Consider the following 22084-nt stretch of genomic DNA (forward strand, 5'->3'; position numbering starts at 1 on the left):
TAATCCTTACATTTGCGCAGAACCTAAAAATCAACATATACATGAGGTCTTTTATTCATCGTTTCTGTTTTGTGATCTTTCTTCTCTCCCTGGTTTTATCTTGTAAGCGGGAAGAAAAGGAAAAGACTTATGTTGTAGGAGTCTCACAATGTTTTAGCAACGACCCTTGGCAAAAGGCTATGTTACTGGATTTGCAGGTGAAAGCCTCTGATTATCCCAACCTGAAATTAAAAATAAAAGATGCTGCAGAAGATAATGAGAGGCAGATTGCCGATATTCAGAAGTTTATCAAACAAAAGGTAGATCTTCTCATTATATCCCCCAATGAATCCAAACCTCTGACACCGGTTGCCGTTGAAGCATTTCGGGCCGGAATACCCACAATTATCATCGACCGGAAGATTGAATCGGATGAATACACAGCGTTTATTGGAGCGGATAATTATGAAATCGGACGCTCTGCTGCCTTGTTTGTAAATTCATTACTGAAAGAAAAGACAACAATTGTTGAAGTGTGGGGAAGGAAAGGCTCTTCTTCTGCCCGCGAACGTCACCAGGGATTTGTCGATGCATTGATAGGGAATGATGTTATTACCTTGAAAGAGGTGATGGGTGGGTGGCATAATGAAGAAACAAAAACAAATATTGCGGCCCTGGGTTCGTTTAACGATATCGATATCGTTTATGCTCATAACGATCTGATGGCCATGGCTGCCCGGGAAGTAATTATGACGAAAGACCCGAAGGCAGGAGAAAGGATCAAGTTTATCGGTATAGATGCATTACCGGGCGTGGGGCATGGAATAGAAGCTGTCAGGAATGGATATTTAACGGCTTCGTTCCTGTATCCGACAGGAGGAAGTACGGCAATCAAAGTGGCCTGGCAGATATTGACCGGTCAATTCGTGTCTAAGAAATACGCTCTGACGTCTGCCCTGATTGATAAGGGGAATGCCGGAACCATGTATCTGCAATCTGAACAGTTGACTAACTATCAGGAACAAATCGAGAAACAACGTAATAACCTGGATGAGATCTTTTCACAATACCGTTTCCTGCAAAACTCGGTAGCAATGATCCTCTTGTTGATGGGATTATTGATTCTGCTTGCCTTGTATGTGGTACATATCAACAGAAAGGTACAAAGAAAAAATCATGAACTGAAACAAACGAATATCCAGGTCGAACATCAAAAGGAGGAACTGGCTATAGCCAATCGTAAGATTGAACAGGCAACAGCCCGGAAACTTCAATTTTTCACGAATGTGTCCCACGAAATAAAAACACCGTTAACTCTTATTTTGGGGCCACTGAATAAATTGTCGAAAGAACTGCCGGAGAACTCGCCATTAACCGATGATATCCATATTATCAGGAAGAATGCAGAACGATTGAAGCGTGTAGTCAATCAATTGCTTGACTTCCGTAAGGTGGAGAGTAATAAAATGAATATGCATGTTACGCAAGTCGAACTGGTAACCTTTGTTGAAGAGGTAAAGTCCTATTTTGAGAATATGGCACAGAGTAAACAGATTAACTATTCTTTTTACCATGATATGCTTTCTGTACTTCTTTGGGTGGATACGGATAAAATGGAGAAGATATTGGCTAACCTGTTGTCAAATGCTTTTAAGTTTACGCCGGATGGGGGAACTGTAACCATCCGTCTGCAGGACCATGCAGGTTATGTGATTTTGTCTGTGGAAGATAATGGAAAAGGGATTCCTCCTGAAAACCTTTCTTCCGTATTTGAACAATTCTTTACCGGCGATCAGAATTATATAACCGGAACAGGTATAGGTCTTCATCTTACCAATGAATTTGTCAGTATGCATAAAGGACATATCGAGGTACAAAGTACACCTGGTAAGCTGACAGTCTTTACCGTCGAACTCCTCAAAGGCAAATCTCACTTTGATGAAACCTGTACATTTGCTCCTTCCGTGACTGAACTGTCCAGTGGAGTAGCCAATCTGGATACGAAAGAGATGGAGGAGATTGTAAAGCGAACTTACGATTATACTATTCTTATTGCTGAGGATGATCCTGATATTGGCGCATACTTACAGAAAGAACTGAAACAGAACTTCCGTATTTTATTGGTCGAAAATGGGATAAAGGCTTGGGAAATATTACAAAGAGAAGATGTTTCTATGGTTATGAGCGATATCATGATGCCGGAAATGAATGGATATGAGTTATGTAAGAAGATAAAATCAGATATCGCATTCAGTCATATTCCTGTAATCCTGCTTACTGCCCTGTCTGACGATAAACAGCGTATGTATGGGATAGCCAGTGGGGCGGATGAATATATCCAGAAGCCTTTCAATATGGAAGAAGTTAAATTGCGTATCGTTAAGCGGCTGGAAGAACGGGCACGCTTACGGGATACACTGGCGCAGGAATTTCAATCGTCCGGTTCTTCGGATATGAAATTCGGGAAGGTGGAAAGTATGGATGAATTATTCATGAGTAAGTTCCTGAAACTGATAGAAGAGTCGTATGCAGACTCAGACTTCAGTATAGAGAAAGCTAGCGAGATGATCGGGCTTTCCCGGGTACACCTCTACCGGAAAGTAAAAGAACTGGTCGGAGTAACACCTACTGACTTTTTACGGAATTATCGGTTGAAGCGGGCTGCCGCCTTGTTGCAACAAAAGACATATAATGTGAATGAAGTAGCCTATGCTACCGGTTTCGCTTCTCCGGCATACTTTTCCAAATGCTTTAAAGCCCTGTATAATATTACACCTACCGAATATCTGGGAAAAGAATAACTCTCGTTACATCTATGTAACATCTGTGTATTGCTGTCGATACTAAATTTATTATGTAACGATTGTTATCGATCTTGTAGCATATGTTATTGCCGGTGTTTGTTCCTTCTTTTAGTTTTGCATCATCAAAAGTTAGAAAGCAATTTGAACAAGGAATATCTGCACAATGGAACAAATGAAGCAACAAAATAGAAAGCCGGTTGTAGTCGGTATAGGTGAACTCCTTTGGGATTTACTTCCTACAGGAAAGACTGCAGGCGGTGCACCGATCAATTTTGTTTACCATGCTTCCCGTCTGGGGGCGGAGGGATATGCTATCAGTGCCATTGGTGATGATGATAACGGGCATGAGATATTGAACGAACTGGATAAAAATTCCATCCAGTATCTGATAGATAAAGTACCTTATCCTACCGGGACAGTTAATGTCGAATTGAAAGAGGACGGGATTCCCGAATATACGATTACCGAAAGGGTTGCATGGGATCATATGTCGCCTACATCGGTTGCTGTCGATCTGGCAGAACGTGTAGATGCTATCTGTTTCGGGACATTAGGACAGCGTTCCTTACAATCGCGTGATGCTATTCAGGCAATTCTTTCTTTTGCTCCGGATACGGCTTATCGTTTGTTTGATATTAATTTGCGTCAGCACTATTATGATAAAGTATTGATAGAGGAATCGCTTTATCTGGCGAATGTGTTGAAGATGAATGACGAGGAGCTACTTCGATTGAAAGAGTTATTTGACTTAGCAGGTTCTGAAGAGAAGATCGCTACCTGGTTCATGAAGAATTATAACTTAAGAATGGTGGTACTGACTGCCGGTGCTTCATACAGTACGGTTTACACGCCGGAAGAAATTTCAACGTTACAGACCCCGAAAGTGGAAGTGATCGATACGGTAGGAGCAGGTGATGCATTTTCGGCTGCCCTGATAATGTCACTGTTACATGGGGCGAAACTAAGTGAGGCACATCGGTATGCCGTGAAGATTGCAGCGTTTGTTTGTTCCAATCAGGGGGCATGGCCAGCATACGAATAAATTAAGGATGTTTCAATGTAAGATAATTATGTATAGGTTTACGTTTATGTTTTAAGGCAAAAAGATGGTTAGTTTTAGGTTTTTAATTTAGGTTGGTAAGAAAGGTCCGGTATCCTCCGGGCCTTTTAATTTAATGGTAAGTGACGGATTCAGCCTGAGTTTGGTATATTATTTTCTTAAAGGTGTCCGGCATTATATTAATCTTGTCTGTTGTCAGTTCCGGCACGTTATAACTTTTCAGTAAGGTCATATTTTGTTCCGGGCTTTGTTGAGGTAACAGAAATGCCTTGTAGGCTTGTCCCTCCTTATCGAAGTAAGTAATGTACAAACGAGTATAAGAGCCATCGTCCCTGCGCGAACTGAAAACGATCCATCGGCCATTGCTGCTCCAGCTATGATAACTGTCGGAATCTTTGCTGTTTGTTTCATCTAAAGGGTATATGGAATCGTTCTCTAAATTCTTTACATATAGATCGGCACTTTTATGCCAGATATGGAATTGTCCATAATTGCTTTGTGTGAAAAGCAGGAACCGTCCGTCCGGACTTATGCGGGGAACGGATGCACTTTGTCCGCGTGCGGAGCAATCCACTTCTATTACCGGTTCACCGAAACTACAGGAAGAAGAATCGAAGGGCAAGCTCATTATATTGTAATGTAAACGATCGTATTTACGCAGAAAATCGGCAGTCGTTATCGACCCGGAATCTGAACGTAAAGTATTCAGGTCGGCTACACAATAATAAATCCGGTTGCCGTCTGGTGACCAACAAGGAAATGTCTCCAGCAAACTGTCTGTTTTGAATATATTCCTGACTTTCTTTTGTTCAATATCATAAAATATAATATCCGAAGCCTGGTCTATCACTTCAACCTTCTCCCGGTTCATCGTATGGAAAGCCTGTCCAGTTTTATTAGAGGAGAACACGATCCAATCTCTATTCGGGTGCCAGGACGGATAGACAGCCCCACCGAGAATCGAATCATGACGGAAATCGATCTTCTCGATCTTTTCTCCACGTGCAATAATTGTTCCGCTATGATTCGTCCGGACATGAAAAAGCATGTTCCGTGTACTATAATTCTGATAGTTGTGGCAGTTTACGCAATGATTCTCATGGAAATCGAACGTACGGTTATTTTCGTAAATAGGCTGTTCCTCAAATGTAGTCAGGTTGCGTTGGTATAATCCCAATTGGCGATAAAGCGAATATCCCGGTTCGATCAGACGATAAGAAATGTAAGGATCGATATTTTCGTTGGCGATCCCGATTGTATAGGATGGATAGCGTACCCATTCTTTCCCGGTATTTGCATAGATTGTCATTTTCAGTGGCTCTCCTTTATGCTTGCGAATAAAATCCTGCCAGTCTGGTTCTTTAAAACAGATTGAAGGCGTTCCGGAAGAAGATGTTTCCAACTGTGAATGTTTCCCGGCTAAAACCGCAACGAACTCTTTACCGGGAGAACGTACCAGAAAATTAAGCGGAGCTATATTAGGAGGAATGATGATATCTTTATAGTCTGGATAGATAGATACCGATTGCTGTGCATCTGTATAGGCAGCAGGTACTCCGGGTTTTGACGAACAGGCAGTAAACAGGCAAAGATACAATGCCAACGTCAGATTCAGTATGTATATTATTTGTTTTTTCATTAGTTGACGCCTCCTTTCATTAATGATTGATATTTAGCCATGTCAGTTTCATTAATTATATTTTCGCAATAAAAGTAATAAGGGTAGAAGTTACTATATTCCTTTCTTAACTCTTCAAAGTTATCCGGGTCGACAGAACCATTCCTGACGTAGCGGGTAACAAACTCTTTTACCCGACTTATCGTTTGCGGATTGATTTTGAAATATTTCAGAATATCAGCATTGCTGGTCAGGCTGTATAAGACGATTGCCTGTTCAACGAGGGGAGGTAATTGCTTTCCTGCATAAGGGCGGGTCCGGTTGAAAGTTTCCGGTAACATTTTTGTGTATAAGCAAGCAGCCAGTGATACTTCGAATGCCTGTAAATTCCGAGCGTTCGTTATCTGCACGTTATATCCTACAAAAACCGGGGAGCGGTATTCCTGCTCGAAGTGATCTTCCATAGGAACCAATTCCAATATTTTACTAAAATAAGGATGGGTCATTATCTTCTCAGGGTTAGCGACCAGAGGCATATATTTGCGTACAAACCCTCTTTCGGTGGGAACCTGCATCAGTAGATATAAATATTTGTTAGCCAGCACATATTCCTCATTCAGTAATGAACAAAAGAACAGTTGTTTCAATGTATAGCAATTCGGGCCGTCGATAACCATTCGTTCCATTGCCTGATGATAGGCCTGATAGAACAGTCCGGTAGCGAAGCAACAATCGGCCAGATATAGGTCGGTTCCGTCATCCGGCTGGCCACCGCGATTAATTAATCCCGGGTCCGGATACTGATAAGGGATCTCGAATAAACGGGTTAGTAGCTGGTTGGTCTGAAGGAGAGCGATGGCATGATAAGCGGCAACGCTACGGGTTGGATGCTTAGCTTTTTGTGCTATTTCTATCATACTATTCCAGTCTTGTTCTTGCATAAGACGCTGTGATGTAGCTGTTAAACGTTCATTCTCTTTGCCTGTCCATCCATAAATATAGAGTGTTGCGAATAAGAGAACAGAGATCCCCCATGAGAAACGATTTGAAGGAGTTACTTTTGGTTTCTCTTTTTTTAAAAAGCATCTTTTTAAAATAGCGATAACTCCGGTACATAATAATAAGGCAACCGGCCACAGAAAGACAACCGAAGGTTCCTGCTGGTAATAAAGATTCGAGCCTTTCTGAACTAAATACCATATAACCAGAATGGAGGGCAGGAGGGAAAAACATTCCCATTTCCCTTGTAAAGAGAAGATATATTTAAGTAGACATACCGTAGCGGTCAGGATCAATGAGAGTAACATTCCACCCAGTATGGGTTCATGAAAGGATAACAGTAGGAAACGTCCTGTACAAAGCGCTTCACCAAACGGTTGGTTCAGGATAAACTGCATAACCTGGCGGTCAAAAACAAATAAGCTATGTTGTTCCGCCATATAAAACATATCTTTATATAATATGCCTGTGAAAAAACAGAATCCGAAGAAGGATAATAACGGAAACAATGGAATGGGCGATTTCAAAAAAGTCTTTAACATCATACTAGCTTTAACGGTTAAATATACAAAAAAAGAAAGACTAGAGGTCTTTATACATGAAAAGGGATTATCCGGTAACGAATATCCCTTTTCAGATTATTAATAATAAGTAGTTTACTTATATATAAATCTTCTATTAATCACCCAATCAATATTGTCTTTCCAGCAACCATGCATCCTGGAAATTAGGAGCATATTTAGATTTAATAGCGTCGCGGCTGTCGGCTGCATCGGCTTTATCATTGAAGCTGGCAACGATCACACGCAACATACCTTGTTCGTTTTCACCTAACACTGCATTGTAGCCATCATTCTGCATACGTTCTTTCAGGGCGTAAGCATTTGTTTTGTTTTTGAAGCTACCGATTACTACACTGTAACGTTTCAGACGGCTTGCATCTTCACCCTGTGCGGCATTGATTCTTTCCGCACGTGTTGTCGCAGTTGAAGTTCTGGGTTTGGAAACCGGAGCGACTTCCTCTACCACCTCTTCTTCTTGTTCTACTACCTCAACAGGAGCTGTAGATTCTTTTTCTTTGGCTTGTTCGTAAGCAGCCTTATAAGCACTCTGTTTAGGTTTACATGAGCCGAATGCTAATACCATACTTATAGCGGCTCCAAATAACCAAATCTTGTTCATACTGTTCAGTTCTTAAATTACTTGTGCAAAGATATAAATTATATTTACTAATTTCGCACACAGAATATAATATATTATAATGTACATGAATAAATCTATTGCAACAATGGTTATGGCAACATCCGTATTACTAGGTGCTTGTAACCAAGATGCTAAAAAAGCAGAGGACACAAGACCCGTTATCGGACGCTCGGAAATCAAGATTACCGACGGACGAATGACGCCTGAGGCTCTTTGGGCTATGGGCCGTATCGGAGGGATGAACGTATCTCCGGACGGACAAAAAGTCGTTTATACGGTTGCCTATTACAGTGTACCGTTGAACACTAGTAACCGGGAAGTATTTGTAATGAACGCCGACGGATCTGACAATAAACAGATCACTCACACTCCCTTCTCGGAAAATGAAGCAACCTGGATTAAAGGAGGAACAAAGATCGCTTTCCTTTCGGGTGAAAGTGGTAGCAGCCAACTTTGGGAAATGAATCCGGACGGAACCGATCGCAAGCAACTGTCCAACTATGACGGCGATATCGAAGGATTTGCTTTCTCACCGGACGAAAAGAAAGTCCTTTTTATTTCGCAGGTAAAGACGGTACCGAGCACAGCCGATAAATATCCGGATCTGGATAAGGCTACCGGTGTCATTGTTACTGACCTGATGTACAAGCATTGGGATGAATGGGTGACAACCGCTCCGCATCCTTTCGTTGCCGACTTCGATGGAAGCAAGATGAGCAATCCTGTCGATGTGATGGAAGGTGAACTGTTCGAATCGCCGTTGAAGCCTTTCGGCGGTATTGAACAACTGGCATGGAATACTACTTCCGACAAGGTAGCTTATACCAGCCGCAAGAAAACAGGAAAGGAATACAGCCTTTCTACTAACTCGGATATTTATGTATATGATCTGAATACGAAGCAGACGGTAAATATCAGTGAAGGTATGATGGGATACGATACTAATCCGCAATACTCTCCTGACGGTAAAAGTATTGCCTGGTTGAGTATGGAACATGACGGTTATGAATCTGACCAGAACCGTCTGATGGTAATGAACCTGGAGACGGGTGAGAAGACTTTCGTAAGTAAAGCGTTCGATTCCAGTGTCGACGGATTCTGCTGGAGCAAAGATGCTCAGAAGTTGTATTTTACAGGCGTATGGCATGGTGAGAGCCAGGTATATCAAATAGATCTGACAACCGGTAATACACTCACTCCGTTGACAAGTGGAATGTATGATTACGAGGGTGTGACTTTGTGTGGCGATAACAAATTGCTGGCAAAACGTCATTCTATGAGTATGGGGGATGAAATCTATGCTATCGATCTGGCAGGCGATCATGCTGTTGCTCAGTTGACTACTGAAAACCAGTATATCTACGATCAGCTCACAATGGGTAAGGTGGAAGAACGTTGGATGAAAACTACCGATGGCAAGGAAATGCTTACCTGGGTGATCTATCCTGTTAACTTCGACCCGAATAAAAAATATCCTACTTTATTGTTCTGCCAGGGTGGTCCTCAGAGTCCGGTCAGCCAGTTCTGGTCTTACCGTTGGAACTTCCAGATTATGGCTGCCAACGATTATATAATCGTAGCTCCCAACCGTCGCGGTTTGCCGGGCTTCGGTAAAGAGTGGAACGAGGCCATCAGTGGCGATTACGGTGGCCAGTGTATGAAGGACTACTTTACAGCTATTGACGAAATGGCGAAAGAACCGTATGTAGACAATGATCGTCTGGGTTGTGTCGGTGCCAGCTTCGGAGGTTTCTCAGTGTATTGGTTAGCCGGTCATCACAATAAACGCTTTAAGGCATTCATTGCCCACGATGGTATCTTCAATATGGAAATGCAATATCTGGAAACAGAAGAAATGTGGTTCGCCAACTGGGATATGGGCGGTGCTTACTGGGAAAAGAACAATCCGGTAGCTCAACGTACATTCGCTAATTCTCCGCACCTGTTTGTAGACAAATGGGACACTCCCATCCTGTGTATTCACGGGGAAAAGGATTACCGTATCCTTGCCGGTCAGGGAATGGCTGCTTTCAATGCTGCCGTACTTCGCGGTGTTCCTGCCGAACTGTTGATCTACCCGGATGAAAACCATTGGGTTTTGAAACCGCAGAACGGCGTGTTGTGGCAACGTACTTTCTTCGAATGGCTGGATCAGTGGTTGAAGAAGAATTAAAAAACGTTCACCGTTCACCCTTTAAGGGCTTATTAGTTGTAAAACAGTATATTGAATGTGTGCGATATGGGTGAATGGTTTATATAAACCATTCACTTTTTTTCTCCTTTCAAGATTGCTTATTATTAGTACTTATGTCTTTGTCTATTGAATGACAGATGCCTGATAAATAAACCATTCCCTATATCTTATTTGCTTAACGACCTTGGTCGCAAAGCTTGACGACAAAGGTTGCTTGATTTGTAAGTTATTACTAAAGGCTTAGTTCCTAACCGGTTTGATGATAGTGGGTGACGGGATGTTGGTTAAATGGTACTTATTGCTGGTATCGGGTGAATGTTTTTTGCAAAAACTCAATCTTACATGCTTACCTGGAGCGTCTTTGCGTCTTGCTCTTAGGGTTGTAAGACGTTTTTCTGCCGGCTGCCGGCTTAGCCGATTTGAAGTTGCTACCCGATGCTGACCGTTCCTTTTTAGCGGGGGAAGGCTTGGCCTGTTGACTTTTGGTAACCGTACTGTTTTTAGGAGCAGTACTGCTTTTCCCGGCAGGTTTACCTTTCTTAGCTGAGGCCTCTTCTGTTTTCACTGAGTTGGCAATCTTCTTGTACAATGTTTCGGACTCTTCGGGATTGAGGTTGCGGTATTGTCCGATTTTCAGGTCTTTCAGGTGAATGTGCATGATGCGGGTGCGTTGCAGTTTTGTAACATTGTAGCCTAAATACTCGCACATACGGCGAATCTGCCGGTTGAGTCCCTGGCGTAAAACGATATTAAACGAGTTTGTTCCCTTCTGGGTAATCTCGCATTTACGGGTGACGACTCCTAAAATGGGAATGCCTCCCTGCATACGCTTGATAAAATCAGTTGTAACCGGTTTATCTACCGTTACGAAATATTCTTTATCATGATTGTTGTTGACGCGGAGTATCTTGTTGACTATATCCCCTTCATTGGTAAGCAATAACAACCCCTGAGAATCTTTGTCCAGGCGGCCGATAGGGAAGATGCGTTCGGGATGCCCGATAGCATTTATTACGTTGTCGCGTTCGGCCGGATCGGTTGTGCTGACAATGCCTACCGGTTTGTTGTAAACGATGATAATCGATTCAGCTTTACCGCTGATGATCTCGCCGAATACTCTCACCACTTGTCCGGGAGAGACCTGGGTTCCCATTTCTACCCTTTTTCCGTCAAGGGTTACGGCACCTTGCTCGATATATTTGTCGGCTTCCCGTCGCGAACAGAATCCGCTTTCGCTAATGTATTTATTAATTCGTATTTGCATTGTGAAAACTGGAATCTGATTTAGTGAAGGCACAAAGATAATATAATTTATCGAATCTCCTCCAAAGCAATATACCTAACGTTGTCAGGCTGACCGGAAAACCACACCAGATACCGATCGCTCCCCAATCAAATACAAATCCACAGATGTATCCGATTGGTAAAGCCAGTCCGAAATGACAGAAGAACGCCATGTAAGCCATATATTTTACATCGGCTATGCCGCGTAAAGCGTTTGCGAATAGTATTTGCAACCCGTCTCCGAACTGATACAGGATGACCGACCAGGATAAAAGAGCTACCATCGCTACCACGTCATGCTCTGGTGTGAACAGATATCCCATATTCTTATGGAAAGCGAGGATAAACAGGACAAATATAACGGCTACTCCCATAATCAGGTGCAGCCCGGCGAAGGATGCCCGACGTATATCCAGCCAGTCTCCCCGGCCTTTGAAAGCACTTACCCGTATAGTAACGGCGGCGGCTATACCGTAATAGACCATGAATCCCAGTGTGGTAATGACTCCAAGTACCTGATGGGCAGCCAATGCCGTACTGCCTATCCATCCCATCATGATTACACTTAAGCTGAATGAACCTGTTTCGACCCCCATTAACAGGCCGACAGGAAATCCCATCCGGATCAGATTGCTCAGATTCACCCGGTTGATGACACCTTCCTTGAAACCTTTCAGGTATTCTTTGTATTTATTATGCCGCAGGAAAAGGATAAAGAAAACGATGAATGTCAGGATACGGCTGGCGAGCGTAGATATCCCGGCTCCGGTCAGTCCCATTTCCGGCACACCGCATTTACCGTAAATAAGAAAATAGTTCCCGATAATATTCAATACATTGGCTCCCAGCATGATCCACATAGGAGTAACCGTATCGGTCGTCCCGTCGCTGAATTGTTTGAAAGAGTTGAACAACATGGCGAATACGACGGAAAATAACTGAAGAATATAATAAGGAACGATATAAGGCATCAGCTCTTCCGGCTGATCCAATATCTCAATATTGAAGAGCAATAGAAGCATGCAAAGGCTGAGTAATATACCGACGATGAAGTTGATAAATAAACTGTTCTTCAGTGTTTCGCCGGCTTTTTTGAGCTCATTACCGGCAAAAAGTCCACCGATAATAGGAGTGAGGCCATAGGAGAAACCCATTCCGAAGATAAAAGCCAGGTTAAAGAAGTTATTGACGAACGAGGCGGCAGCCAGTTCGTTGGTACTGTGATGCCCCACCATGATGTTGTCGGCAAACCCGACAATAATAATGCCCAGCTGTCCCAACATGATCGGGACACCCAGGCAGATTGTATCTTTGTAATGTTCTTTATAAGCAGAGAATTGTATCATTCAAGTATCTCAACCGATTCGATAACCACATTTTCCAACGGACGGTCCTGTCGGTTGGTCTTGACATTTTGGATGGCGTCCACAATATCCAATCCTTCTACCACTTCGCCATAAACCGTATATTCATTGTCCAGGAAAGGAACGCCGCCGATTGTTTTGTAGGCTTCCCGTTGTTCCGGAGTCAGTTTGGCTTCATCCTTACGCTTTTCTGCTTCCATTTCTGTCTTGCCGATCAGGGTATCGCGGATAATAGCCAGTTCGGCTTTGTCACCACTTTGATAAGCCGCTTTGATCTTGGCACTGTTTTCTTTTTGCAGGCGTGCGAAAATCGCTTGTTTCAGGCGGCCTTCTTTTTGTTTCTCCATCTGGTCCAGTTCGGCATCTTTGTATACCTTTCCGGTGACGATATAGAACTGGGAGGCAGAAGATTCTTTCTCCGGATTAACCTCGTCACTAGTACGGGCGGCAGAAAGAGCTCCTTTTTTATGGAAATATTTCGGATAAACAAATTCGGCCGGTACGGTATATCCCAGGTCACCGGCTCCTAACTGTTTACTCATAGGAGCATCTTTTGAGGTTACATCACCACCTTGCACCATGAAATCCTTGATCACACGATGGAAAAGCAGGCCGTTGTAAGTTCCGTCCTCTACCTGTTTGATAAAGTTATCACGATGTTTCGGTGTTTCGTTGTATAGTTTCAGTTTGATGTTGCCCAAGCTGGTTTTCATCAATACCTGTGTCTCTTTTGTTTGCGTTTCCATTCTTATTTTGTTTAATGATTATTTATCGACAAGAGTCATTGTCTTGATCTTTATATTCTTTAACGGCCTGTCGTCCTCATTTGTTTCGACAAACTGTATTTTATCTACAACTTTCATTCCTTTGACAACTTCACCGAAAACGGTATATTTATTATCCAGATGAGGTGCCCCGCCTTCAAGCATATAGGCTTGGCGTTCTTCGGGGGTAAAGGTTTTATTGTCGCTCTTCTCCATCTTATCCAGTTCCATTTCAGTATAGAACTTTCCGGTCACGATATAGAATTGCGTACCGGATGAGGCGCGTTCCGGATTTTCGTCGTCACTGGTACGGGCTGCACATAGCATGCCACGTTTGTGGAAATATTTCGGATAAATGATTTCGGCGGGAATGGTATAACCCGGATCACCATCGCCCAAATGCTGTTCGATAGGTGCATCTTTCGAATTAATGTCGCCGCCTTGTATCATAAACTGTTTGATCACACGGTGGAACAGTAGGCCGTCGTAACGTTTTTCTTTCACATTTTTGATAAAATTATCCCGGTGTTGCGGGGTGTCGTTAAATAACTTTACCTTGATCTTTCCCATGTCGGTGTCGATCTGAACGAGTGTCTCAACATCCTGCGCTTGCGAATGAACGGATGTCAATAATCCGGCAACTAATACACATATAGCAAACAGCTTCTTCATCTTCGTTTTATTTTGTTATTAAGGCAACAAAAATAGTTACTTTTAGTCGTTAACGCAACCTTTTAACACAACCTTTTCATGTGATGCTTGTTCCTTACTGGTAAAACGTCTAAACAAAACACATTTATGAAATCATTTGTTAAAGGAGCGATCTTTCTGCTCGGGTTAGGATTGTTGCCGGGCCATGCTCAGGCTCAGAAAGTGGTGATAGAGGATGAAGTGCCGAACTCTATCATGTTTATTTCGATGGATAAGGCCGGAAGTGAAATTGTCAGGATTATGAATGATACGGAAAATAAGCGTTTTCATGATCCGAAAGCACCCCGTTTCGTGCTGACAGACAGGAAAGGTAAGTTTGCATTAGGTATCGGCGGATATGTAAAAGCAACTGCCGAGTATGATTTCGGAGGTATTTCCGATGATGTGGACTTTTATCCTTCGTTGATACCCAATAAAGGGGCTTCTAATGTAAATAACCAGTTCCAGATGGATGTAACCACCAGTACGATTTTCCTGAAGTTGGTAGGGCGGACTGGTAAACTGGGTGATATTGTGGTGTATACAGCCGGTAACTTTCGGGGCGATGGAAAGACATTCGAATTGCAGAATGCCTATGCCTCTTTTATGGGTTTTACGGTCGGATATAACTATGGTTTATTTATGGATCTGTCGGCTCTTCCGCCTACGATAGACTTTGCCGGACCTAACGGACAAATATTCTATCGTTCCACACAATTCAGTTATGAACGTTCTTTTGCTAAAGGATGGAAAGCCGGATTGGGAGTAGAAATGCCTGTGGTAGATGGTATAACTAATAAGAATACGAATATCACGACTCAGCGTATGCCCAATTTCCCTGCCTATATTCAGTATGGCTGGAATAGCGGTCATGTGCGTGCAGCCGGTATCGTCCGTAGTATGACTTATGATAATTTGGAGCAACAGAAAGCCGAGTCGAAAGTGGGATGGGGTACTTTTGTTTCAACAACATTTAATCTCTGTAAAAAGCTACAGTTTTACGGACAGGCAACCTATGGTCGTGGCATCGGGCAATACCTGAACGATTTAAGTAATTTAAACGTCGATATTGTGCCGGATCCGGAGAAACAAGGCGCTATGCAGGTACTTCCTATGATGGGGTGGTATGCCGGATTGCAGTATAATATCACACCGAAAGTTTTTATTTCAAGTACTTACAGTCAATCCCGCTTGTATAGCGACAACAACTACCCCGTAACTCCTTCCGAACAATACCGGTATGGGCAGTATCTGGTGGCGAACCTGTTCTGGAATGTGACTCCGGATCTGCAGGTTGGCGCCGAATATCTTAGAGGATGGCGAACCGACTTTAATGATCAGACACGTCATGCCAACCGTTTGAATGTGGCAATACAGTATAGTTTCTAAAAGATTAAGCATATAAATAGTTACTGAATGAGAATCTTGTCATCGCGTTTCAAGCGCAGGATGACAAGATTTTTCTTATTATGACTGTTAATGTGTATTAAATAATACTTATCGACCCCTAGACGGGAATCTTTTGTGTGTATCCTTTATAAACAGACTAAAAAAAACAATTATTTTATAAAGATACTTATGAGAGACACGATCATCATATCGCTTCTTCAAAAATATATAAAAGATCAATGTTCGGAACAGGAATTGCGAACATTGCTTCAATGGCTGAAATCTCCGGATAGCCATGCCGGGTTGGATTCTGCTATCCAGCCGCTTTGGGATGCTATCGATAGGGATATGGCCCAACCGACTTCAGAAAGGGAAACAGAATTACGCAAAGAAGTTTCTTCCTTATTATCAAAGATCGAACATAAAAATAAGTCCGCTAACACGGGTGTTAGGAATAAAAACCGTTTGAACGGTTTTTATCGGATTGCAGCTATTTTAATTCTTGCTTTCAGTGTGACGTTCGGTTTATTAAAAATCTACGACCGTCCGCAACGGATGATTACTTATACGGAAAAGATATCAGCAAAAGGCGAAAAGAAAAGTATACAGTTGGCAGATGGCACGAAGATTATTCTTAATTCTGATACAAAGGTTCGCATCCCCAATAATTTTAATAAAGAAGAACGTACCATAGAGATAGAAGGAGAGGGGTTCTTCGATGTGACTCCCGATCCGGATAAACCTTTTGTTATAAAAAGCGGAGAGGCCCAGGTAAAGGTATTGGGTACTTCATTCGATTTCAAATCTTACAAAGAAGATGAATTTATCAAACTAACCGTATCGACAGGAAAAGTCAGGGTAAATGTTGCCGACCAGGACCTTCAGCTGGCTGTTTCACCGAATGAACACCTTTCGATCAATAAAATAGACGGGAACGTTCGTAAGGAAACCATTGAGGAAAACAACTATATAAAATGGATACATGGTTCCCTGTATTTTAACAAAGAACCGATCCGTGAAGTAATTAAAACAATCAACCGTACTTATAATCGAAAAGTGATTCTGCAATGTAAAGATTGTGATTACCGCATTACGGGTACCCATGATAACAAAAGTATCGAGGCTGTAATTGAAGCCATCTGCTTTACGACAGGGCTTCGAAGCCGACTCGAAGGAGATAATATTATATTAATATTATAAACATTAAGTCTAACATAAAAAAAACGGAATGCCTATGATAAACACTAGATGATAAAATACATGAAAAAAGCAGTAGTGCTGCTACACTACTGCCTTCACTGATTTTCAGCAGGGACTTTCAGAACAGTATTGAGCCACTGGGTTGTAAAGTATCTCTGCCTGTCTTAACAAACATCATTTATTAAAACATTACAAATGTATGAATTATAATCTAATCTATAACAAGACTCTTATGCGAACTTCGTTAACAGTTTGTGCTATCGCTCTGTCGTCGCAGTTACTTTGTGCGGAAGGAGCTTTAGGGCAAAGTCTTAAAGAAAACGATATCACTTATGTGGTGAAACAGACGTCGGTCAGCGACGCTTTTGAACAATTAAGTAAAATTACCGGCTTTAATTTCTTTTATGACGAATCCGTTTTAAAAGGCTTGAAAAATGTAAGTGTACAAATTAAAGAAGGTTCGATAGATACTATTCTGAATGAATTATCCCGCCAAACGGGATTGTCTTTTAAAAAGATCAATAATACGATATCGGTCAGTCGGGGACAAGTTAAAGCTTCTTTTCCGGCTGTTGAACAAAATGTCAAAAAAATAACCGGTACTATCCGTGATAATCATGGCGAGCCTATTATTGGTGCTAACGTGTTTGTAAAAGGAACTACCAGTGGTACCGTGACGGATATGGATGGTAATTTTTCTCTGGAAGTACCGGAGAAAGGAACTTTGGTCGTTTCATACATCGGTTATCTGACAAAAGAAATGCCGATAGGAAAAGGACAACAGAGTGTGGAAGTTGCGTTGATTGAGGATACACAGGCCCTGGATGAAGTCGTAGTTGTCGGTTTTGCGAAACAGAAAAAAGCCAACCTGACCGGTTCCGTAAGTAGCGTTAAAATGGATGAGGTGATGGGAGACCGCCCGGTTCCGACTACAGGTGCTTTGTTGCAGGGAGCAGTTCCGGGTTTGCAGGTTACTTCCGGTAGCGGTGAGCCTGGTGGCGGTCTGGATTTTAATATTCGCGGTACAACGAGTATAAATGACGGCGACCCCCTTATTCTTGTCGATAATGTGCCGTTTTCCGGTTCGTTGAACTTACTCAATCCGAATGATATCGAGTCGGTTACAGTCCTGAAGGATGCGGCATCTGCCTCTATCTACGGAGCTCGTTCTGCTTTTGGTGTTATCCTGATTACAACCAAAGGGGTCCAGAAAGAACAGAAGGTACAACTGACATACAGTAATAATTTTTCTTTTTCAAAGCCGACGAATTTGCCGGTAAAAGCGAATCCGCTCCAGACCGTTCAGGCCTATTCGGATATGGGTTATATAACATATTATTCCGGTCAGACTGTGGATACATGGCTGGATCTGCTTCATGAATACGGTTCTAATCCGTCTGCTTATCCGGATGGATATGCAGATATAGGTGGCATGCGTTATCAGTTGGCACAAACGGATATAATGAAGGATTTCTTGTCGGAAACAGGTTTCCAGCAGAAACATGATTTCTCTGTGAGCGGGGGTACCGAACGTTCTTCATACCGTATTTCTTTGGGATATACGGGTTCCGATGGTATCATGACAACCGATATGGATAGCTATAAACGTTATAATGCGAAAGGTTTTATCAGTTCGAAAATAACGAACTGGCTGACAGGACAGTTGGATCTTAGTTTCTATAAATCGGATAAAGGCATGCCTAGCGGTGCCAACTATTCCAAGGCGGTGTGGGCTCCGTCTTACAACCCGACAGGAATGATCACGATCAATGACGAAGATCTATATTCCGGTACGGCAGGTAACCTGACTCGTCTGGGCGGTCAGAACACGAATGCGATCTCTGATACGCGTGTTTTTGCCAAGTTGATAGCAACGCCGATCAAAGACATGGTTCTGAATGCAGAGTTTACATATGATAACCTGAATGAAACCGAGACAAAGTATTCAAAACGTATCCGTTTTGCCAATGCCGATAAGTTTTCGGATGAATACACTTCAGATTATTCAACGTATAGCCGCCAACGTGCTGTTACAAATTATACGGCTTTGAACATTTACGGCTCATACGCTAAAAGTTTTGCCGATAATAATTTTTCTTTATTATTAGGATACAACCAGGAATCCAATCATTATGATTATCTGAAAGCTGAAACTTCAAATATGATCAATGACGATATGCCTTCGATTTCCCAGTCTGTGGGTGTACAGAAAGCGTATGATAAGTTTACCGAATATACGGTGATGGGATTTTTCGGACGTTTGAATTATGACTACGCAAACCGTTACCTGCTTGAGCTGAACGGACGTTATGATGCTTCTTCCAAATTCCCGTCGGGTAGCCGTTGGGGATTCTTCCCGTCTTTGTCTGTGGGGTGGAGAGTGATGGAAGAAAGTTTCATGGAACCGTTACGCGATTATATTCCTGAATTTAAGATAAGAGGATCAATCGGTACGGTTGGTAATCAGAATATCGATCCTTACCAGTTTGTTCCGAGTATGGAGTCCGCAAAATCTACTTGGCTGGACAATAATACACAGCCGATTACTCTGAAGCAGCCGGGTCTGGTGAGTGGAAATTTCACCTGGGAAACGGTTCGTACCTTAAACCTCGGTTTCGATATCAGTGCCTTGAAGAATCGTCTTTCCGCCAACTTCGATCTTTTCCGTCGCGATACGAAGGATATGTTGACCAGCGGATCGCAATTGCCAGCGACTTTGGGTGCAACAGCTCCTTTACAGAATGTAGCCGATTTGAAATCTACCGGTTTCGAACTGGAATTGGCATGGCGTGACCAGATCGGTAAAGTACATTATAATATCGGTTTCAACCTGTATGATTACAAAGCCTATATCACGAAGTTTAAAAATAATGTAGCCGGTGTGATTCGTACTTCTGATAATAAAACGTATGTGGAAGGACAGCAGATAGGTGAAATATGGGGATATGTAACAGATAGGTTGTATACGGTCGATGATTTTGTAGAAGGAACTTTGGATGCGAATCTGAAAAATGGTACCCTGAAAGACGGTATTCCTCATGTGGAAGGTGTGAAACCGAATCCGGGTGATATGATGTTCAAGGATTTGGATGGCAATGGTATCATCAATTCAGGAAATGAAACGATTTATGATCCGGGCGACCGTAAGATTATCGGGAATAATTCATTACGTTTCCAATATGGCATAAACGGTGGTTTGTCATGGAATAACTTCAGCTTCTCCTTCCTTTTACAGGGAGTCGGAAAATGTGACAAGTGGCTGACAAACGATTTGATCTTCCCGTATTATTATGAATTCGGTACGATCTATGAACATCAATTGGATTACTGGACTCCTGAAAATACCGGGGCTTTCTTCCCTCGTTTGTATGAAACAGGTATGAGAAATACGAACTATGCTGCGAATGTTCGTGCCCAGACAAAGTACCTGACTAACGGAGCTTATCTGCGGGTGAAGAACCTGACACTGGGATATACAATCCCTCAGAGTGTAATTTCTAAAATTGGTATCAGTAACCTGAGAGTGTATGTTTCTGCAGAAAATCCGTTTACGTTCGATCATATGCCTAAAGGTCTCGACCCGGCAGTCGAAAGTAAAGCGAACGGACTGGGTTATCCGTTCATGAGTTCGTATGCTTTTGGCTTCAGCGTAAGCTTGTAATTCTGTATTATTATGAAACTATTAAAAAGAAAGAATATGAATTTGAAAAAATATATCGTATTACCGGTCATAGCTTTAACCGGTTTGGGATTGACGGGATGTTCAAGTGATTTTTTGGATAAAATCCCCTTGGACCAGCAGACTGAGGCGACTGCATTTAAAACGAATGATAACTTCAAAACGTATGCCTGGGGATTGTATGAATATTTCAACGGATTTCCAACGGATGGCGGTTATACGCCTGCCAATATATCGAGTGAGTATGATACGGATAATATAATTTATGCCAATTCAGGAGGAGAGTCCGATTATGCATATCAGTTAAAGAAATTACCGGCAACCAGCGATTCCTGGAGCTTTACGTATATCCGTCGTGTAAATATAATGTTGCAGAATATCGATGGTTCTTCCATGAGTGATGTCGATAAAGACCACTGGAGAAGTGTCGGTTACTTTTTCAGAGCTTTACGTTATTTTGATATGATGGCGGCTTATGGCGATGTGCCCTGGATTGACAAAGTGTTGGATGATACGGATACGGAAGAACTTTACTGCGAACGGACTCCGAGAGACGAAGTCGCCAAACATATTCTGGAAGAGCTGCAATGGGCGGAAGAACATATCAAAGAGGATGGTACAGGAACAAATACAATCAATGTTCATGTGGTCAGAGCCCTGATTTCACGTTTCGGATTGTTTGAAGGTACCTGGCGTAAATACCACGGATTGAATGATAGCGAAACGTATTTGAAAGCTTGTGCTAATGCATCAGAAAAGTTGATGAATGCTTATCCTTCTATCATGCCTAATTATGATGACCTTTACAACTCGGAAGAATTGGTCGGAAAAGCAGGTGTGATCCTGGCTAAACAATATGAAACGGATATGGTAACGCATAGTATCACACGCGTGATCCGCTCTTCGGCATGGTATGTCGATCTGACAAAAGATGCTGTGGACAGTTATCTGTGTTCAGACGGACGTCCGGTTTCTACCAGTAAGGTGTATGAAGGCGATAAGGATCTGAATGCTCAGTTCCGTCACCGTGACCGCCGTTTATATTGGACGGTAGTTCCTCCTTATAAAGTAAACTTGACCGGTGCTGCCGGTACGTCATTCGGTTGGGAGCATACAGGAGTGGCCAGTGACCGTGAATATATTGATTATATGGAAGAAATAGGCGGTTCGGCAACAGGCAAGAGTTTACCGGTATCTAACTTCGTCGGGTATCAGGTTTCCGGTTTTCCGCACTTCCGTAACTACCCGAACGGACAGGGATTCCTTGTAACCCATTTAGGGTTCTATTTCTGGAAATATTATAACCGTCATGTCGATAATATGGCGTTACGTTCTTCTACTGTCGATTATCTCTTATTCGGTATAGAAGAAGTGATGCTGAATTATGCTGAAGCTAAATTTGAATTAGGCGAATTTTCTCAGTCCGTAGCTGATGCCACTATCAATAAACTTCGTGTTCGTGCGGTTATTCCGTCTATGAATGTGTCGGAAATAGATGCTTCTTTCGATTTGAACAGAGACCAGAGCGTAGATCCTGTTTTGTGGGAGATCCGTCGTGAGCGTCGTATAGAACTGATGGGTGACGGTTTCCGTTTCCGCGACCTGAAACGTTGGAAGAAAGGGGAATATGTGAATAAACAACCATTAGGCGCATGGGTGAAGAGCAGTGACTATGGTGGTAAGCTCAATATTCTCAATGGGGCTGATGAGGGATATTCCATCCTGTTCGCAAAACCGTCGGGATGGCTGGAAAAATATTATCTGGAACCGATTCCTACTCAGGAAATAGCGTTGAATCCTAAGTTAAAACAAAACCCGGGTTGGGAAACTGCCGAATAATTAGTATCGATACTCTCT

The 22084-nt window shown here is 42.5% G+C and carries 14 protein-coding genes; 7 read left to right on the forward strand and 7 right to left on the reverse strand.

Annotated elements, in window-relative coordinates; genetic code table 11:
- Positions 1-41 precede the first annotated feature (41 nt).
- Entirely contained in the window at positions 42-2780 is a 2739-nt protein-coding gene (locus tag M1P97_RS23915; protein WP_249390400.1) for a substrate-binding domain-containing protein, read from the forward strand.
- A gap of 166 nt (positions 2781-2946) precedes the next feature.
- Positions 2947-3825: a carbohydrate kinase family protein gene (locus M1P97_RS23920; protein ID WP_249390401.1), complete on the forward strand. Its 879-nt coding sequence runs from the start codon at positions 2947-2949 to the stop codon at positions 3823-3825.
- Between the two features lie 130 nt (positions 3826-3955).
- On the opposite strand, the gene M1P97_RS23925 is transcribed toward M1P97_RS23920, so the two are convergent.
- The 3 genes from M1P97_RS23925 to M1P97_RS23935 all read right to left on the reverse strand — a co-directional run bounded on the left by M1P97_RS23925 (position 3956) and on the right by M1P97_RS23935 (position 7642).
- The gene (locus tag M1P97_RS23925) at positions 3956-5482 is read right to left on the reverse strand and encodes a TolB family protein (RefSeq protein ID WP_249390402.1); all 1527 of its coding nucleotides are present in this window, start codon (positions 5480-5482) and stop codon (positions 3956-3958) included.
- Positions 5482-7005 (reverse strand): DUF6057 family protein, encoded by a 1524-nt coding sequence (locus tag M1P97_RS23930; protein WP_317243509.1) that lies wholly within the window; start codon positions 7003-7005, stop codon positions 5482-5484. The genes M1P97_RS23925 and M1P97_RS23930 overlap by 1 nt, the downstream gene beginning before the upstream one ends.
- A gap of 145 nt (positions 7006-7150) precedes the next feature.
- Entirely contained in the window at positions 7151-7642 is a 492-nt protein-coding gene (locus M1P97_RS23935; protein ID WP_075556798.1) for an SPOR domain-containing protein, read from the reverse strand.
- Between the two features lie 85 nt (positions 7643-7727).
- Between M1P97_RS23935 and M1P97_RS23940 the strand changes: the two genes are divergently transcribed.
- A complete protein-coding gene (locus M1P97_RS23940; RefSeq protein ID WP_394803944.1) occupies positions 7728-9836 on the forward strand; it encodes a dipeptidyl-peptidase 5 in 2109 nt (702 codons plus the stop codon).
- Between the two features lie 367 nt (positions 9837-10203).
- Here the strand turns inward: M1P97_RS23940 and rluF are convergent, their stop codons facing one another.
- Genes rluF through M1P97_RS23960 form a run of 4 tightly spaced genes read right to left on the reverse strand, consistent with a single transcriptional unit; the run spans position 10204 to position 13941 of the window.
- Positions 10204-11121 (reverse strand): 23S rRNA pseudouridine(2604) synthase RluF, encoded by a 918-nt coding sequence (gene rluF, locus M1P97_RS23945; protein WP_195372045.1) that lies wholly within the window; start codon positions 11119-11121, stop codon positions 10204-10206.
- The gene (locus tag M1P97_RS23950; RefSeq protein ID WP_249390404.1) at positions 11105-12487 is read right to left on the reverse strand and encodes an MATE family efflux transporter; all 1383 of its coding nucleotides are present in this window, start codon (positions 12485-12487) and stop codon (positions 11105-11107) included. Before M1P97_RS23950 ends, rluF begins: the two co-directional genes overlap by 17 nt.
- Complete coding sequence (locus M1P97_RS23955) at positions 12484-13251, reverse strand: peptidylprolyl isomerase (protein ID WP_249390405.1); 768 nt, start codon at positions 13249-13251, stop codon at positions 12484-12486. The genes M1P97_RS23950 and M1P97_RS23955 overlap by 4 nt, the downstream gene beginning before the upstream one ends.
- 18 nt (positions 13252-13269) lie before the next feature.
- A complete protein-coding gene (locus M1P97_RS23960) occupies positions 13270-13941 on the reverse strand; it encodes a peptidylprolyl isomerase (protein ID WP_195372048.1) in 672 nt (223 codons plus the stop codon).
- A 126-nt stretch (positions 13942-14067) separates the two neighbouring features.
- Here M1P97_RS23960 and M1P97_RS23965 point away from each other — a divergent pair, with 126 nt between their 5' ends.
- The 4 genes from M1P97_RS23965 (at position 14068) to M1P97_RS23980 (ending at position 22066) form a co-directional block, all read left to right on the forward strand.
- Entirely contained in the window at positions 14068-15348 is a 1281-nt protein-coding gene (locus M1P97_RS23965; RefSeq protein ID WP_249390406.1) for a DcaP family trimeric outer membrane transporter, read from the forward strand.
- Positions 15349-15537: 189 nt separating this feature from the next.
- Positions 15538-16548, forward strand: a complete 1011-nt coding sequence (locus tag M1P97_RS23970) for a FecR family protein (RefSeq protein ID WP_249390407.1) — start codon at positions 15538-15540, stop codon at positions 16546-16548.
- Between the two features lie 199 nt (positions 16549-16747).
- Positions 16748-20209, forward strand: coding sequence for a TonB-dependent receptor (locus tag M1P97_RS23975; protein ID WP_249390408.1), 3462 nt, complete (start codon positions 16748-16750; stop codon positions 20207-20209).
- Positions 20210-20245: 36 nt separating this feature from the next.
- Complete coding sequence (locus M1P97_RS23980; RefSeq protein ID WP_249390409.1) at positions 20246-22066, forward strand: RagB/SusD family nutrient uptake outer membrane protein; 1821 nt, start codon at positions 20246-20248, stop codon at positions 22064-22066.
- Positions 22067-22084 lie beyond the last annotated feature (18 nt).

Source organism: Parabacteroides leei, assembly GCF_023369805.1.
GTDB classification, from domain to species: domain Bacteria; phylum Bacteroidota; class Bacteroidia; order Bacteroidales; family Tannerellaceae; genus Parabacteroides; species Parabacteroides leei.